Origin of the sequence: Cryobacterium algoritolerans (assembly GCF_004402785.1) — a bacterium.
GTDB lineage: Bacteria > Actinomycetota > Actinomycetes > Actinomycetales > Microbacteriaceae > Cryobacterium > Cryobacterium algoritolerans.
In genome coordinates, this window is the sequence record NZ_SOFP01000023.1 from 45,130 (window position 1) to 60,514 (window position 15,385).

General features: G+C 69.0%; 14 protein-coding genes, 1 tRNA gene and 2 pseudogenes. 2 read left to right on the top strand and 15 right to left on the bottom strand.

Annotation, left to right across the window (positions count from 1 at the left end):
* The first annotated feature begins 3 nt into the window (after positions 1-3).
* Both hpaE and hpaD read left to right on the top strand, forming a co-directional pair.
* The gene (gene hpaE, locus E3O19_RS04905; RefSeq protein WP_134565755.1) at positions 4-1,524 is read left to right on the top strand and encodes a 5-carboxymethyl-2-hydroxymuconate semialdehyde dehydrogenase; all 1,521 of its coding nucleotides are present in this window, start codon (positions 4-6) and stop codon (positions 1,522-1,524) included.
* A 103-nt stretch (positions 1,525-1,627) separates the two neighbouring features.
* Positions 1,628-2,704, top strand: coding sequence for a 3,4-dihydroxyphenylacetate 2,3-dioxygenase (gene hpaD / locus E3O19_RS04910; protein WP_134565757.1), 1,077 nt, complete (start codon positions 1,628-1,630; stop codon positions 2,702-2,704).
* A gap of 89 nt (positions 2,705-2,793) precedes the next feature.
* Here hpaD and E3O19_RS04915 read toward each other — a convergent pair whose 3' ends face one another.
* The 15 genes and pseudogenes from E3O19_RS04915 to E3O19_RS04985 all read right to left on the bottom strand — a co-directional run.
* Positions 2,794-3,684, bottom strand: a complete 891-nt coding sequence (locus E3O19_RS04915) for an anti-sigma factor domain-containing protein (RefSeq protein WP_134565759.1) — start codon at positions 3,682-3,684, stop codon at positions 2,794-2,796.
* Positions 3,671-4,327 (bottom strand): RNA polymerase sigma factor, encoded by a 657-nt coding sequence (locus E3O19_RS04920; protein ID WP_134565761.1) that lies wholly within the window; start codon positions 4,325-4,327, stop codon positions 3,671-3,673. Before E3O19_RS04920 ends, E3O19_RS04915 begins: the two co-directional genes overlap by 14 nt.
* Before the next feature lie 15 nt (positions 4,328-4,342).
* Complete coding sequence (locus tag E3O19_RS04925; protein WP_134565763.1) at positions 4,343-5,008, bottom strand: class F sortase; 666 nt, start codon at positions 5,006-5,008, stop codon at positions 4,343-4,345.
* Positions 5,009-5,020: 12 nt separating this feature from the next.
* A complete protein-coding gene (locus E3O19_RS04930; RefSeq protein WP_134565765.1) occupies positions 5,021-5,866 on the bottom strand; it encodes a DUF4397 domain-containing protein in 846 nt (281 codons plus the stop codon).
* A 279-nt stretch (positions 5,867-6,145) separates the two neighbouring features.
* Complete coding sequence (locus E3O19_RS04935; RefSeq protein WP_134565767.1) at positions 6,146-6,871, bottom strand: DUF4397 domain-containing protein; 726 nt, start codon at positions 6,869-6,871, stop codon at positions 6,146-6,148.
* A gap of 127 nt (positions 6,872-6,998) precedes the next feature.
* Positions 6,999-7,751: an alpha/beta fold hydrolase gene (locus E3O19_RS04940; protein WP_198413854.1), complete on the bottom strand. Its 753-nt coding sequence runs from the start codon at positions 7,749-7,751 to the stop codon at positions 6,999-7,001.
* The gene (locus E3O19_RS04945) at positions 7,752-8,342 is read right to left on the bottom strand and encodes an isochorismatase family protein (protein WP_134565769.1); all 591 of its coding nucleotides are present in this window, start codon (positions 8,340-8,342) and stop codon (positions 7,752-7,754) included.
* A gap of 28 nt (positions 8,343-8,370) precedes the next feature.
* On the bottom strand, positions 8,371-9,810 hold the full coding sequence (locus E3O19_RS04950; protein WP_241981197.1) for a D-alanyl-D-alanine carboxypeptidase/D-alanyl-D-alanine-endopeptidase: 1,440 nt from the start codon (positions 9,808-9,810) through the stop codon (positions 8,371-8,373).
* Between the two features lie 39 nt (positions 9,811-9,849).
* Positions 9,850-10,236 carry an EAL domain-containing protein gene (locus E3O19_RS04955; protein ID WP_134565770.1) on the bottom strand — a complete coding sequence of 129 codons (387 nt, stop codon included), beginning with the start codon at positions 10,234-10,236 and terminating at the stop codon, positions 9,850-9,852.
* On the bottom strand, positions 10,236-11,909 hold the full coding sequence (locus E3O19_RS04960; RefSeq protein ID WP_134565772.1) for a diguanylate cyclase domain-containing protein: 1,674 nt from the start codon (positions 11,907-11,909) through the stop codon (positions 10,236-10,238). Before E3O19_RS04960 ends, E3O19_RS04955 begins: the two co-directional genes overlap by 1 nt.
* A gap of 217 nt (positions 11,910-12,126) precedes the next feature.
* Positions 12,127-13,110, bottom strand: coding sequence for a Gfo/Idh/MocA family protein (locus tag E3O19_RS04965; RefSeq protein ID WP_134565774.1), 984 nt, complete (start codon positions 13,108-13,110; stop codon positions 12,127-12,129).
* A gap of 10 nt (positions 13,111-13,120) precedes the next feature.
* Positions 13,121-13,783, bottom strand: a complete 663-nt coding sequence (locus E3O19_RS04970; protein ID WP_134565776.1) for a DUF998 domain-containing protein — start codon at positions 13,781-13,783, stop codon at positions 13,121-13,123.
* Positions 13,783-13,851 (bottom strand) — tRNA-Ile (locus E3O19_RS17675). The genes E3O19_RS04970 and E3O19_RS17675 overlap by 1 nt, the downstream gene beginning before the upstream one ends.
* A gap of 88 nt (positions 13,852-13,939) precedes the next feature.
* A pseudogene (locus E3O19_RS04975) lies at positions 13,940-14,585 on the bottom strand (ISL3 family transposase); the annotation flags it as partial.
* A pseudogene (locus tag E3O19_RS04985) lies at positions 14,566-15,379 on the bottom strand (transposase); the annotation flags it as partial. The pseudogenes E3O19_RS04975 and E3O19_RS04985, both read right to left, overlap by 20 nt.
* Positions 15,380-15,385: the final 6 nt, after the last annotated feature.

The window sequence follows — 15,385 nt, forward strand, 5'->3', positions numbered from 1 at the left end:
CCCATGTCCGTCACCGACACCACCACCACGGCCGTCCACTTCGTCCCCGACAACCTGCCGACCCACATCCGGCACTACATCGGCGGCCGCTTCGTCGACAGCGTCTCGGGCAAGACCTTCGACGTGCTCGACCCGGTCTCCAACCGGACCTACGCCACCGCCGCCGCCGGCCAGCAGGAGGACATCGACCTGGCCGTCGCGGCCGCCACGGAAGCCTTCGAGAACGGGCCGTGGCCCAGGATGAAAGCGCGCGAGCGATCCCGCATCCTGGGCCGGATCGCCGATGCGATCGAGGCGCAGGATGCCCGCCTCGCCGAACTGGAAACGTTCGACACCGGCCTGCCGATCACCCAGGCCCTCGGCCAGGCCAACCGCGCGGCCGAGAACTTCCGCTTCTTCGCCGACCTGATCGTGGCGCAGGCCGACGACACCTATAAGGTCCCCGGCAGCCAGATCAACTACGTCAATCGCAAGCCGGTCGGCGTCGCCGGCCTGATCACCCCGTGGAACACCCCGTTCATGCTGGAGAGTTGGAAGCTCGCCCCGGCGCTGGCCTCCGGCTGCACCGTCGTGCTCAAGCCGGCCGAGTTCACACCGCTCTCGGCCAGCCTGTGGGCCGGGATCTTCGCCGCCGCAGGGCTGCCCGACGGGGTCTTCAACCTGGTCAACGGCATCGGCGAGGAGGCCGGCGACGCGCTGGTCAAGCATCCGGGCGTCCCCCTGATCTCGTTCACCGGCGAGACGACCACCGGCCAGACCATCTACCGCAACTGCGCCGCCAACCTCAAGGGCATGTCGATGGAACTCGGCGGCAAGTCCCCCGCCATCGTCTTCGCCGACGCCGACCTCGAAGCCGCGATCGACTCGACCCTGTTCGGCGTCTTCTCGCTCAACGGCGAACGCTGCACCGCCGGCAGCCGGATCCTGGTCGAACGCACCGTCTACGAGGACTTCTGCGCCCGCTACGCCGCCCGCGCCCGGAACATCGTCGTCGGCGACCCGCACGATCCGAAGACGGAGGTCGGCGCGCTCGTGCACCCCGAGCACTACGCCAAGGTGATGAGCTACGTGGAGATCGGCAAGACCGAGGGCCGCCTGCTCGCCGGCGGCGGCCGCCCGGCGCACCTGGCCGAGGGCAACTACGTGTCGCCGACCGTGTTCGCGGATGTCCCGCCCACGGCGCGCATCTTCCAGGAGGAGATCTTCGGCCCGGTCGTGTCGATCACCCCGTTCGACACCGATGCGGAGGCCCTGGCGCTGGCCAACGGCGTCAAATACGGACTCGCCGCGTACCTCTGGACCAGCAACCTCACCCGGGCACACACCTTCGCCCAGGCGATCGAGGCCGGTATGGTCTGGCTCAACTCGCACAATGTGCGCGACCTGCGTACCCCGTTCGGCGGGGTCAAGGCCTCGGGGCTGGGGCACGAGGGCGGCTACCGCTCGATCGATTTCTACACCGACCAGCAGGCCGTGCACATCACCCTCGGTGCCGTGCACACCGCCCGCTTCGGCGCCGCCTGACCTGGATCCCGGCAGGCTCGATCATCACCGGCGCACAGGCTCGAACACCGCTGGTCGAGCCCGCCGAGACCACAACCACTGACACTCAATGAGGAGGATCCCCATGACCACCACCCCCATCCCCACCCCAGCGGCCACCCCGCCGGACATCCTGCGCTGCGCCTACATGGACCTCGTCGTCACCGACCTGGCCGCGTCCCGCGAGTTCTACGTGGACATCCTCGGCCTCGTCGTGACGGAGGAGAGCGACACCGAGATCTACCTGCGCAGCTTCGAGGAGTTCATCCACCACAACCTCGTGCTGCGCCAGGGCCCGGTCGCCGCGGTGTCCGCATTCGCCTTCCGGGTGCGCTCCCCCCTCGATGTCGACCTCGCCGAGGCGTACTACCGCGAACTCGGCTGCCGCACCGAACGCCGCGCGAACGGTTTCGTGAAGGGGATCGGCGACTCGGTGCGCGTCGAAGACCCGCTCGGCTTCCCCTACGAATTCTTCTTCGACACCCAGCACGTGGAACGCCTCGCCTGGCGCTACGACCTCCAGGGTCCGGGCGCGCTCGTGCGCCTCGATCACTTCAACCAGGTCACCCCCGACGTGGGCCTCGGCCGCGGCTACCTCGAGGACCTCGGCTTCCGGGTCACCGAGGACATCCAGGACGCGGACGGTGTCACGTACGCGGCCTGGCTGCGCCGCAAGGACACCGTGCACGACACCGCCCTGACCGGCGGCAACGGCCCACGGATGCACCACATCGCCTTCTCCACGCATGAGAAGCACAACATCATCTACATCTGCGACAAGCTCGGTGCGCTGCGCAAGTCCGACCTGATCGAGCGCGGCCCCGGCCGGCACGGTGTGTCCAACGCGTTCTACCTCTACCTCCGCGACCCCGACGGTCACCGGGTCGAGATCTACACCCAGGACTACTACACCGGCGACCCGGACAACCCCGTCGTCACCTGGGACGTGCACGACAACCAGCGCCGCGACTGGTGGGGCAACCCGGTCGTGCCGAGCTGGTACACGGATGCCTCCCTCGTGCTCGACCTCGACGGCACCCCCCAGCCCGTGATCGAACGCACCCAGTCGAGCGAAATGGCCGTCACCGTCGGCGCCGACGGCTTCTCCTACACCCGCAAGGGCGAGGACATGCCCGAGTACAAGCTCGGCCACCAGCTGTAACCGCGGCCGCGGCTCGAAACGGTCCCACCCCGTACCGGTCGAGGGTTCCCGTACCGCCGGGTACTCTCGACCGGAATGGGGCCTCCAGGTCAGGTGCTGTGCAGTTGGCCGCGCACGATCGAGTCGCCGGAGTGCGCGGGGTCGCCGTTGTCCGGCTCGGCGGATACGTCGACGAGCGGGTACTGGGCCAGGTCGAGCCCGTCGGGGATCGAGAACCGGCCGGCGGCGCCGCCCAGCAGCCCGATGCTGACCAGGCCGGACGCATCGGCCTTGATCAGCCACACCTCGCGGAGGGGGGCGCGGCCGGTCGCCCCGGTGAGGTCGACCACAACGTCACGGTGGCCGTCGGCGGCCTTCTCCACGTAGGCCGTGCCGCCGGCGTTCCAGCCGGGGAACGGGTCCAGTCTCGCCTCGGCGATCTTCGCCTCAGCGACGACGGGGGGCGCCACATCCTGCCGCAGCGACTCCCACCAGATGCCCCCGCCGATGCCGCCGACCAGGCCGACGATCCCGGCCGCGACGGTCAGCGGCAGCCAGAAGCGGACGCGGCGCGGCCGTGCGAGACCGTCGATCCGGGCAACCGGCCGGATCCCGCTGTCGGGCGCGGACGCAGCGGCGGACGCCCGGGCAGCAGGAGAAGCGGGCGCGGCTGCGGACGCTGACAGGACGTCGGGCTCCGCGGCATCCGTCACCGGTGCCGCTCCCGCCGGTGCCGCACTCGCCGGATAGTCGGAACGCCGGGGCGTGTCCGCGACCGCGTCGGAGAGCCCGAGCGCCGAATGGATGTGACCCCAGACGGCGTCGCGTGGCTCGATGAGGTCGACGTTGCGCGCCGCGCGACCGACCGCAATGGTGTGCTGCAGCGAGATCAGTTCGAGCGAGCACTCGGGGCATTCGGCCAGGTGGAGGCGCTCCGGTTCGGTGAGGTCGAGCTCAGCCATGGCAATGAGCGCAAGATCGTCCCGGTCAATGTGTGCCATCGTTCGCCTCCAATCTGGTGCGCAGCCTGGTCAGGCTTCGTCGAATATGACTCTTCACGGTGCCGAGGGGCAGTCCGAGGCTATCGGCAATCTGGGCGTGCGTCAGGTCGTCGTAGAACGCCAGTTGCATCACCCGCTGCGGCACCGGTTCAAGCCGTTGCAGTTCGTCGCTGATCATCAGCCGGTCGGCCACCTCGGCCGATTCGTCGGGCTGGCTGAATCGGAGTTCGCCCATCGCGGCCGCCTCGATCCGGCGGCGTCGGGAGCGGGCTTCGTGCGCATCTGCCACCGCATGCCGGGTGATGCCGACGAGCCAGGCCGGAAGCCGGGCGCGGGACGGGTCGAAACCCGACCGGCCCTTCCAGGCGGCGATGAACACCTTCTGGGTCACGTCCTCTGCCTCGCCCGGGTCGCCGAGCGAGCGCACGGCAATGGTGTGCACGAGCGCGGCCCAGCGAGCGTATACCTCGGCGAGCGCGCGTTCGTCTCCACCGCGGAAGGCGGTGGCCAACCGCGCGTGGTCGTCTACGTCGGCGACTGCGCTCACAATGCCGGGGTGCCCTTCGGTCGAAAGCTGCGATGGCCGGTCGTACACCTCAGACCTCACCGGATTGCGGGCCTCGACCACCGTCGATCTCAGCATAGCCACACCTTTTCATTATGGGATCGGATCCGCGGCGACGATCACGTTGGACAGATAACGTCTCGCCCCGTAGTCGAACTCGCCGCCGCAGGTCACGAGGGTCAGCCGGGCCGCGCCCGAACGATCGAAGATCGCGTCCCACGGGACCTCCGGTTTGAGGATCGACTGCACGCCGGTCACCGCGTAGCGCCGCTGCGTTCCATCGCTCAGCGTCAGCGAGACCTGGGTGCCTGCAGTCGCTTCGGCGAGACGGGCGAACGGGCCGATGTCGTAGACGAGGGAGTCGACATGCGCGGCGATCACGGTCGCGCCGACCTTGCCGGCCGGTGACGGGCCGTAACGGTACCAGGCGGCCACCGCGGGGTTCTTCGGCAGCTCCATCACGTTCTCCGCGGTCTGGCCGACCGCCTCGACCACCATATCGATGCCGAGGCTGTCCACTCGGATCCGAACGGGGGCGAGCGGCACAGGCTCCTGGTTGGCGCTGAGGGCGGCGCTCACGGTCGGCACCGCAACCTCGGGAGTCTGCTGTGGGACGGGCGCAATGGATGCCGGATCCGGCGCGGACGAGACCGTTGGCGCCGGTGCGGATGCCGCGGACTCCCGAAGCCCCGAGCATCCGCTGAGCACGACGAGGGCCACAGCCAGCATCGCGACCGCGCCAGCTGTGGTCCTCTTCATCGTGCGCCCCGGCTAGCGGCGCCCGGCCGCAGCCGAGCGCCGCAGCCCGACGACCGCGATGGTACCCAGTGCCAGCAGCAGGGCGGCGAAGCCGCCGAGCCACAGCCCGGTCTGGTCGGCGGGCTTGTTCGTGGCGACCAGCCCGGCCTCACCGGCGGGGATGCTGCCGGGGTTCGAGTGGAGTCCGGCGATCGTCTGTACACCGAGGGCCAGGTTCTTGTCGGTCAGGCTGCCCCACGCGTAGACGATCGTGTTCGTGCCCTCCGCGACGTTGACGTCGGCCGGGCCGATCACGGGGGCCGTCGTTCCCGTTGCGGCGACCGCCGCCGAGATGGTGCCGGCCGGCAGCGTCAGCACCGACTCCTTCGGGTTGACCAGGTTGGTGATGGCGGCGGCACCGTTGGCGAGCACGTCGACCGCGGGGGCGGCCGCCACGTGGCGCACGGTCAGCCGCCCCTGGCCGGCCTCCAGTTTGCCGATGTCGTTGGTGAAGAGCGTCGCGGTCGGCTTGCCTGCGGCGTCGAGGTGGGCGACTGCGGTGTAGTCCTTACCTGCCTCGAGGGGCAGGTCGACCGGGCCGATGGCCGGCTTACTCGCGTCGGCCGCGTCGGAGGCGGTGATCGCGACCTTGTAGGTGCCGGCCGGCAGTTCGAGCGGACCGGCGAGGTCGCCCGGCTTGAAGTTGTCGAGCGTGAGCTTGTCGTTCACGTACACGTCGACGGTGAGGCCGGGAACGCCGTGGAAAACGGATAGTTTCGCGACCGGGTCGACGGCCTGGGCAGGTGCGAGACCGGCCAGGGCGACGAGCGCGCCGAGGGAGAGGGCCGTCACGCCGATCGTCAGGGACTTGTGCATCATTTCCTCCTGGTGTGTCAGTTAGGGGTGACCTCGCGGGTGACCCCGTGGGTGTGCCGGGGCACTCTTACCAACTACTTCCGCGCCTGGCCCCGGATTGGATGCACCCGAATCAGACTTCTTCCCCTTCGACCACGCCGCAGATCACGGGGATCACAACACGGACCACACCGTAGGCACCACGCCGCAGTCACGTCGAGGGCCGCGCGCCAGCATTCGCTGTGCGCGCGGCCCCCGAGGGTCCGCCGTCGCCCGGGGCGTACCTGGGCTCGGTGGCGATCCCTACTTGTGGTGCTGGCGCCCGCCCCCGGTCAGGTCGATCGTCTGCACGGCGAATGCGAGGTTGTCATCAGCCAGGCTGCCCCACGCGTAGACAATCGTGTTCGTGCGCTTGGCAATCGTGACGTCAGCCGGTCCGATCAGCGGGTCGGTCGTTCCGGTCGCGGCCACGACGGCCGAGATCGTGCCGACGGGCAGCGTCAGCTCTTCCTCGTCGGGGTTGCTCAGGTCGGTCACCGCGGCTTGCCCGTTCGCAAGAACGTCCACGGCCGGGGCCGCGGCGATGTGACGCACGGTGAGCCGTCCGTTCCTCTTGCCTGCCTTGTCCGTGTTGTTCATGAACAGCGTGGCCGTCGGGTCGCCGGCCTCGGTGAGGTGGGCGGCGACCGTGTAGTTATCGCCCGCCTCCACGGTCAGATCGATCGGGCCGATCACCGGGTCACTGTCGTCCGTCGCGTCCGCGGCGGTGACGGCCACCGAGTAGGTCCCGGCGTCGAGGGTGAGAGGGTCGGAGAAACTGCCTGGCGCAAAGTTGTCCAGGGTGAGCTTCCCGTCGACATAGACGTCGACGGTGAGACCCGGCACGCCGTGGAAGACGGTGAGGACGGCGGTTCCTGTGTCGGAGTGGTGCCCGTCGCCACCACGATCTTCGCCGGCGCTGGCCGGCAGGATTCCTGCGAGAGCGACGAGTACGCCGGCTGCGGTGCCAATTGCGATGGTCCTGTGCATGGTTACCTCCTGCATTTCGTTGGACGGGAGACCGTGTGGCCTCCCGCTACCATTTCCAACAAAAGCGTCGTTTTGGATGCACCCCCGTGAAGAAAAGTTTGACACGGCCCCCCGAACAGGGGATGAGTCAGGCCAGGAACTCCAGCGCGGCCCGCTTGAACTCGCGGGAGGTGAGCGCGTTCACGTGGTCGCGGCCGGGCAGCTGCAGGTATTCCGAGCCGCGGGCACGGGCCAGTTGGGCCACCCCGGCCGGAATCGGGTCGGCGCCGCCGGCCACGTAGAGCACCGGGATGCCGGGCGGCACGTCGAGCGTCGCCCCGGCGAACCCCTCCACGCAGGCCAGCAGGGCGGCCCGGTCGCCGCCGGCACCGATCGCGGCGGCGAGAACGGCCGCGATCATCGGGTCAGCCGGGGTCTCGCCGGCCAGGAACCGCGTCATGGTCTCCCGGTCCCAGGACTCGAACAGTTCGGTCGGCCCCGCACCGCCGAGCACCAGCCGAACCACCCGGTTCGGCGCCAGGCCGGCAAGTGCCGCCGCAACCCGCGAACCCATCGAATAGGCCACCACATCGACCTGGTCCAGGCCGAGCGCGTCGAGCACGACCACGAGGTCGGCGGCCATCTGCCGGGGGGCGTAGTCGGCGACCCGGTGCGGTTTGTCGCTTCGTCCGTGGCCGCGGAGGTCTGGCGTGACCACGCCGCGGCCGGCCTCCTCAAGGAAACGCACCCAGCCGGTGCCCATCCAGCTGACCCTGGCGGTCGACGCGAACCCGTGCACGAGCAGGATCGGGCGATCCCCCGGCACGAAGTCGTAAGCGATCCTCAGGCCGTCGAGGCGACGCGCGAAGGAGCCCGGCACTGGTGCAGGTCCGGCCCCCACCTAGGCGACCATGTCTGACGTGGCCAGGACGGCCCCCGAGTGGGCCAGTTCGGCCAGGGCCGCCTCGCTGGTCTCCGGGCTGACCCCGGCGATCAGGTCGGTGAGCACGCGCAGGTGCTGGCCGTGGTCGAGGGCGTCGAGGCCGCTCGCCCGCACACAGTGGTCGGTGGCCAGCCCGACGATGTCGACATCCGTCACACCGTTCGTGATCAGCAACTCGCCGGTCTTCTCGCCGCCCTCCGAGACACCGTCGAAGACCGAGTAGCCGGCCTCTCCCTGGCCCTTTCGGATGTGGATGGTGTGTTCGGGCAGTGTCAGCGCCGGGTGGTATCCGGCGCCCGGGGTGCCCGCGACGCAGTGCACCGGCCAGCTCTCTGCGTAGTCGGGTTCGCCGGACAGGGCGAAGTGGCCGCCGTTGTCGCTGTCGGGGTCATGCCAGTCCCGGGATGCGAAGACGCAACCGTAGATGTTCGGATGCTTCGCCAGGAGCGCGCTCACCCCGGCGGCCACGGCGGACCCGCCCTCAACGGCCAGCGCGCCACCCTCTGTGAAATCGTTCTGGACGTCGATGATGAACAGTGCCCGTGTCACAGGTGGCTCCTTCGGTCGCCGGATGGGATCAGGTGTTCGATAGGTTGTCACCGCAGCGGTAGAAGCCGGCGGTGATGGTGTCGATCGCCTGCTTCGCATTATCGCCCACATCCCCGAGCGCGTATACGGCGAAGGTGAGCGGCGTGCCGTCTGCGGCGTGGATCACGCCGGCCAGGGTGTAGCCGGTGTCGATCCAGCCCGTCTTGGCGAAGACGGAACCGTCGGCGACGGCATTGTCCCCCGTGAACCGGTCGCTGTAGGACAGCGACCCGCTGTCCCCGCCGGCGACGGGCAACCCGTCGAAGATCACACCGAGGTTCCCCTCCCTGGCGCTGATCTTGACGAACAGCTTCGTCAGGTAGGACGGCGGCACGGCGTTATTGTCACTCAGTCCGGAGCCGTCGGCGATGAGGATGCCGGCGGTGTCGATGCCGTACGGGGCAAGCCCGGCGAGGGTGGACTTCTGCAGCGCCCCGAAGGTGTTCCCGGCCCCGGATTTCACCGCGACGAGCCGGGCGAGCATCTCGGCCAGCGCGTTGTCCGACACGAGCAGCGCCTGTTTTATCAGGCTGGACACCGGCTGGGACCGCACGGAGGCGAGCTCTGTGGCCCCTGCCGTGGCCGTGCCGCGACTGATCTCCACGTTGCCGCCGAGCGCGTCGGCGAACGCCTGCCCGGCGCGCCCGATCGGGTCGCTGCTGCGGGCGGAGGTGCCGCGGCCCGGGCTGTCCCGGTCGCCGTCGACCTGGAGGGCGGTTATCTCGGGCATGTACCCGTCGCCGAGTTCCTTGCGGTTCCAGCTCGGGTCCCAGCCAGGATCGCCGAAGTAGGAGGAATCGAGCACCAGCCTGGTGATCGGCGGATGCGCCGGGTCGGCCTGCCACGCCGCGATGGTCTTCGCGGCAAGGTCGTCGAGGTGCGCGGCGCCGGTATACACCGATTCGTCGCCGGTTGGGGTGCGGGAGAGGGTGAGGTCTCCCCCGCCGACCAGCACCACCGATCCCGGTTCGCTGCCGGCGACCACGGTCGTTGTGGCACGGTAGTCGGGGCCCAGCACGCCGAGCGCGGCCGCCGAAGTCAGCACCTTGAGCACGCTCGCGGTGCGGGACGGCGTGCTCCCGCCGCGATCGAAGAGAACCTCACCGGTGGTGGCGTTGAGTACCTGGGCCTGGAAGTTCGCGAGCCGGGGGTCGGCGGCCAACCCGGCCACAGAGCAGGTGCGGAGGCGGCTGGCCGCGCTGGCAGCGGCCGGCGCGGGCCGGGTGGGCGGCAGGGTCGGGGGCTGACTCTGGGTGGCCTGGACCCGCAGTGCGGTGGGTTCCCGGGTGGAGGTGGTTGAGGCTCCCGCAACGACGGCCCCGGTGCCGAGGAGGGCGAACACCGCCGCACCGGCGCCGATCAGCGCCGACGCGCGGTGGCGGGCGATGAAGGAGGCGATGCCAGGCCGCGGGGTGTCCTGTTCTTCCACCCGTGTACTTTACCTGCCGCTCATCTGAGGCGACCTCGGTTATCCCGTGGCCACCGCCGCGCGACGCCGGACGAGCCAGGCGTCCAGTTCGGCCACGGGGAGCGGGCGGGACAGGTGGAAGCCCTGCGCCTGCTCACAGCCGTACCGCACGAGCTCGTCGTAGGCGACGGCATCCTCCACTCCCTCGGCGACGGCGCTCATGCCCAGGCTGTGGGCGAGGTCGATGATGGAGGAGACGAGCGCCGCGGCGCGCGCGTCGTCGGCCATCGGGAAGATGAAGGAGCGGTCCAACTTGAGTTCGTCGATCGGCAGGTCTCGCAGGTAGGCGAGTGAGCTGTAACCGGTTCCGAAGTCGTCGACGGCGATCCGGATTCCCGTCTCCCGCAGCTGGGTGAGGATGTCCCGCGCCCGCTCCCGGTCGGTCATCAGGAATTCCTCGGTGATCGCCCCGGCTGCAGCAGGCCGCGGGCCGGGTGCTGCCAGCGCACGAGGGCCTCGACGCAGTTCACCTGCCCCGTGTCCAGGTCGATCTTCGGCTGGTAGTGCAACACCAGCTGATCCTCGCGAAGTGCCAGGCGCAGCTCCTGCACGGTGCGCAGCCGGGAGTCCCCGTGGCTGTCGTCGGAGCTGCGGTAGACGTGGTGGCCGGTGCCGCCGGCCTTCGCCTTGTACATGGCCATGTCGGCCTTCCGCAGCAGTCCGGTCAGGTTGTCGCTCTGCTCGGGGTAGAGCGCGATCCCGACCGAGACGCTGGTCTGCAGGGAGATCCCGGCGAGGGTGAACGGCTCGGCCAGGGCCGCCTGCACCGTCGCCGCGAGGGCCTCCGCCTCCGCCGGGCCGGCCTCATCGAGGAGGATGGCGAACTCGTCACCACCCAGGCGTGCCAGCAGGTCCCGGGGCCGCAATTGGTCGGCCAGCCTTCGGCCGACCTGCACGAGCAGCTCGTCGCCGACATCATGGCCGAGGCTGTCGTTCACCTCCTTGAAGCGGTCCAGATCCAGCAGCATCAGTGCGCTTCTCTGGCCTCCCGCGCCGAGGCGCAGGGGCACGTCGAGGTAGAGCGCTCGCCGGTTGGGCAGCCCGGTGAGGTCGTCGGTGCGCACCTGGCGTCGCAGGTCGGCCATCCGGCCGAGATCCCGAAACGCGACGGCGGTGCGCAGGCTCGCCCCGGCGAGAGTCACGCTCGCCAGGACGACGGCGAGGACGGAGAGCCTCACCTGCGTGCCGATCACGAGCACCAGCACGCCTGAGGCCGTGGCCACCACGGGCACGATCAGGGACAGGGCGCCGGTCAGCCGGCGGCCGACCGCACCGGGCGGGCGGGCGAGTCCGTCGACCCAGAGTGCGATCAAAGTGAGGCCGACGGCCCAGCCGCCGTCCAGCACCGTGCCGATGGCGTAGGTGTCGACGGCAACCTGTTCGGCGTAGATGAGGGCGGTGGCGGCGAAGACCAGCAGGCCGCAGACGAGGATACCCCAGCGAACGCCGACGTCCAATCCCCTGGCGGAGGCGACCCCCACCACGGCGGCGACCAGCACGAGGTCGAACAGGGGAAAAGCGGTCGCGAAGGCTGTGCCGAAGGTGAACTCGCCGGCCTGGGCCGCGAGGAGGGTCGGGCTGAGCACCGCGGCAAGCACGGCCGCGACGCCGAGGGCGCCGACCGCGCTGTCCAAAGAGACCGCGGGCGGGAGCGCCCGCAGCTGGCGGTGCACCAGGATGGCGAGAGATCCGAGCATGAGCGGGTAGAACAGCAGGTAACCGAAGTCGGCTGGAGAGGGGAAGCTCAGGGCCACCCCGTCGCCGAGCACCAGCAGGTAATAGTTGTTGGCGGACGCGAACACGGTCACCGCGCCGGCGGCGAGGAGCACAATCATCCGACGGAACCCGGTGCGGTAGACGGCGCGCCAGCAGAGCACCGCGGGGATCCACTGGGTGATCGTGCCCAGCCAGCCGTTCACGAACGGTCGCAGGCCGTCGACGGGGAGCACCAGTCCGGCCAGGTAGACGGCGAGCATCAGCACCATCACCCAAACCAGCCAGTCGCCGCGCCGGCCCGTGACCATGGTCTCCACCCGTTGGCCGGTGCGCAGGTCAGACATGTGATCCCCCATCCGTTCGTTCACTGTCGCCGAATCGGGTTGGCGTCGTCGCGGACGGAGCGTGAATCACGTTGGTCGTCGTGCCGGTTCGCACACCGTCCGCCCGTGCGCGCTCAGCTCAGGATATCGGCGACGCAGACTCGGCCTGCCGGCTAACTCCGTCCCGACGCACCCCCAGAATGAGTGCTGGCACCAACGCGCGAAGGCACCCGGACAGTCACTCGCCGGGGTAGCGCAGGCCGATCTGCTCGCGCACGGCGTCGAGGGTCTCCATGATCGCGACCATCTCCTCGACCGGCAGGATGTCGCTCGAGATCCTCCCGGCCCGGATGAGTTTCTCGGCCTCGATGGCTTGGAAATGCATTCCGCGCCCGGTGATCGGGGCACTGAAGGTCTCGATCACCTCGTTCGCGCTGTCGCGCACCCGGATCGTCGTTGGCGCGTACCAGACCCGGTCGATGTCGATCCGGCCGGCGGTGCCCAGTATGGTCGCGGTGTTCGGACCGGCCGTGTCGCTGGCGGAGAGAGTCTGGGCGATTTGGCCGCCCGGGTAGCGGAACGTCGTCGCCACCTGGGCGTCGGCGCCGGTCGGTTTGAACGTCGCGGTCGCCAGGATGGTCTCCGGGCGCCCGAACAGCTCGGAGGCGAAGCTGAGCGGGTAAATGCCGAGATCGAGGAGCGCGCCGCCGCCGAGCGCCATCGAATTCAGTCGGTGCTCGGGGGCATCCGGGAGGAGCTGGGTGTGGTCGGCGATCAGCGTGTGCACCTCCCCGATCGTGCCGGCGGCGAGGATCTCCCTGATCCGCACCATGTGCGGCAGGAACCTGGTCCACATGCCCTCGAGCACCAGCAGGTTCTTGCTCGCGGCGAGGTCGACGATCTCCCGCGCCTCACGGCCGTTCAGCGTGATCGGCTTCTCGATCAGGACGTGTTTGCCTGCATTGAGCATGAGGCGGGCGTTCTCGGCGTGGAACGGATGCGGGTTGGAGATGTAGACGATGTCGACGTCGCCGTCGGCGGCGAGGGCTTCGTAGCTCGCGTGGGCGGTGGGGATGCCGAACTCGGCCGCGAAGGCATCGGCCGAGGCCTGCGTGCGTGAGGCCACCGCCTGCACCTGGAATCCGCCGAGGTCGAGGTCGTTGGTGAATGCGTGGGCGATCCCGCCCGTGGCCAGGATTCCCCAGCGGATTGCGTCGGTCATGGGCTTCAGCCTACCGAGCGAGGGACCGATCCCGGGTCCGTCCGAAGCGAATGAAAGCGCACGCCGAGAAGGTCCAGCCGAGAATCCCGGCCAGGCAGACGCGCTCGGCGAGGCCGAGCAGCGCCGGGGCGAACGCGGTGGCCAGGCCCAGGGTCAGCAGCCCGGTGGCAGCGACGACCGCCAACGCCGCCGCAGCGGGGAAGGCGCGCGGTCGCCCGCTTCCGCGAAGCCAGACGGTGAGGGCGGTGACGCCGGCCAGGGCCGCCAGGAACCCGGTCGAGGCGACCGCCAGGTGCGCGATCCCGATGGGCGTGTGGTCGGTGACGGTGAGGTCGCCGGTCGCCGGAACGTCCGCGGGCAGGAAGGCCAGGACCGCGGAGCAGGCACCCCCGCACAGCAGCAGCGCCAGGCCCGCACGGCGAAGGCGCGAGGCCGGCCCGACCGTGCCGATGGCCACGACGGCGACGCCGGTGCTGGCCGCGCGGCCGAGGAAATTAAGGTTCATCACCCAGCCGAACGGGCCGACGGCAAGGTTGCTTTCGGCGGCGCTGATCGGGTTGTAATGCGGCGGCAGCAGCTGGAGGACGACGTCGACGAGCACGTAGGCGATCACTCCGGCCAGCGCGAGAGTGGCCGATCGCCGCCCGACGGGGCCCGGAAGCGGATGAATCATGGAGCCGCCTATCAGAATCGAACTGATGACCTTCTCATTACGAGTGACCTCGGAGCCCTTGATCCGGCGCGGAAAAAATCTGAAATACTTGGTCGATACGATATTTGAAACTCAGCTCGATCACCAGAAAACGGGCTCTCCTGACGTAACCGTGGGTTAAACCCGGCCGGGGAGTACTGGTTTATGCCCGCCGAGGTTGAGCATCGCGAGGGCGATGAGGGTGTCGGGTGTTTTGAAGCCGAAGGCGATGTGGGTGATGAGTCGGATCTTGGTGTTCATGGATTCGACGTGGCCGTTGGAGAGGCTGTGCTCGATAGAGGCGAGGATCGCGGTGCGGTGCTTCAGGATGCTTTTTTGGAGTTTGACGAAGGAAGCGATGCGGCAGCGGCGGGCCCGACCGACCCATTTGTTGAGCGCTTCGGTCGCTTCGTTGAGAGGCAGTTTGAAGATCACGCGGAGGCCTTCCTTCGACGACGCTGGCGATCCAGGCCGCACCGTCCGTGGACACCTGAGTGATCTGCGCCGAACGCTCCGGGCCTAACGCGTCGAAGAACGTCGCGAGGGTGGCTTTGTCTTGGCCCGGCGCCGCCCGGACGAGGCGGCCAGAATCGTGGTCGACGACGCAGGTCAAATACTTGTGGCCGCGCTTGTAGCTGATCTCGTCGATTCCGATCCGGGTGAGGTCGGCGAACTGGTCGTATTGCTTCCTGGATTTGCACCGAGCCCGCATCCAGGGACCGCCAGCGGCGACGCCCGTCACCAGCGTCGTAGCGGGGACATCTGAACGCGAGCAGGTCTTCGCGGGCGTCTCGGAGCATTTGGGCGACTTTGGGGTGGGAGCGTTCGAGCATGCGGGTGACTTCATCGAACTGGGCTTGGACGTGCTTCGCGTCCGGTTGGGCGAAGATGGTGCGGAGCACGCAGGCGAGCATTTCCTGACTCGCGCGCGGCACGATGGAGAGCACGTTACGCATCTGGTGCACCCGGCAGCGCTGCCAGCTCGCGCCGTGGAACACGGTGCCGAGCGGCAACACCGATCGCGACGACCATGGCCTGGGAGATGACGCGGTGGTTCACGCGGGCTTTGCAGTATGTGGCATCGAGGAACACATACGGGTAGCCGGTCTCGCCGAAGTCCCGGTCGCGGGACGCGGCCACTTCCCCCTCCAGATCCGCGCAAATCCGGGACACTTCCGACTTCGAGATGCCAGTATCGGCGCCGAGGGCCTTGACTTGGATCTCGACTTTCCGGGTCGAGACACCGTGGAGGCAGGCCTCCACGACAACGGCGAACAGTGCCTGGTCCACCCGGCGGCGACGCTCAAGCAGAGCGGGGAAAAATGAGCCTTGCGGCGGCCTGGGGATCTTCAGGTTCAGGTCCCCGGCCGTCGTCGACAGAACGCGCGGGCGGGTCCCGTTGCGTTGGGTGGTGCGGTCTTCGGAGCGTTCGAAACGGCCGGCACCGATGAGGGCGGTGGCCTCCGGGTTGACGAGTTCCTGGTACAGCGTTTCGATCGCGACGCGGATGCGGTCGGGGACATGGGTGAGCTTGAGTTCCGCGAGGAGGTCAGGCAGGGCAGACGGATCTAAAGCCATCGTGTG

Coding starts and splice junctions, on each gene's coding strand:
- E3O19_RS04920 (WP_134565761.1), bottom strand. CDS start 4,327: ATGCTGAGATCGACGGTGGTCGAGGCCCGCAATCCGGTGAGGTCTGAG.
- E3O19_RS04960 (WP_134565772.1), bottom strand. CDS start 11,909: ATGTCTGACCTGCGCACCGGCCAACGGGTGGAGACCATGGTCACGGGC.
- hpaD (WP_134565757.1), top strand. CDS start 1,628: ATGACCACCACCCCCATCCCCACCCCAGCGGCCACCCCGCCGGACATC.
- E3O19_RS04915 (WP_134565759.1), bottom strand. CDS start 3,684: ATGGCACACATTGACCGGGACGATCTTGCGCTCATTGCCATGGCTGAG.
- E3O19_RS04965 (WP_134565774.1), bottom strand. CDS start 13,110: ATGACCGACGCAATCCGCTGGGGAATCCTGGCCACGGGCGGGATCGCC.
- E3O19_RS04970 (WP_134565776.1), bottom strand. CDS start 13,783: ATGATTCATCCGCTTCCGGGCCCCGTCGGGCGGCGATCGGCCACTCTC.
- E3O19_RS04930 (WP_134565765.1), bottom strand. CDS start 5,866: ATGATGCACAAGTCCCTGACGATCGGCGTGACGGCCCTCTCCCTCGGC.
- E3O19_RS04935 (WP_134565767.1), bottom strand. CDS start 6,871: ATGCACAGGACCATCGCAATTGGCACCGCAGCCGGCGTACTCGTCGCT.
- hpaE (WP_134565755.1), top strand. CDS start 4: ATGTCCGTCACCGACACCACCACCACGGCCGTCCACTTCGTCCCCGAC.
- E3O19_RS04925 (WP_134565763.1), bottom strand. CDS start 5,008: ATGAAGAGGACCACAGCTGGCGCGGTCGCGATGCTGGCTGTGGCCCTC.
- E3O19_RS04955 (WP_134565770.1), bottom strand. CDS start 10,236: ATGACCGACCGGGAGCGGGCGCGGGACATCCTCACCCAGCTGCGGGAG.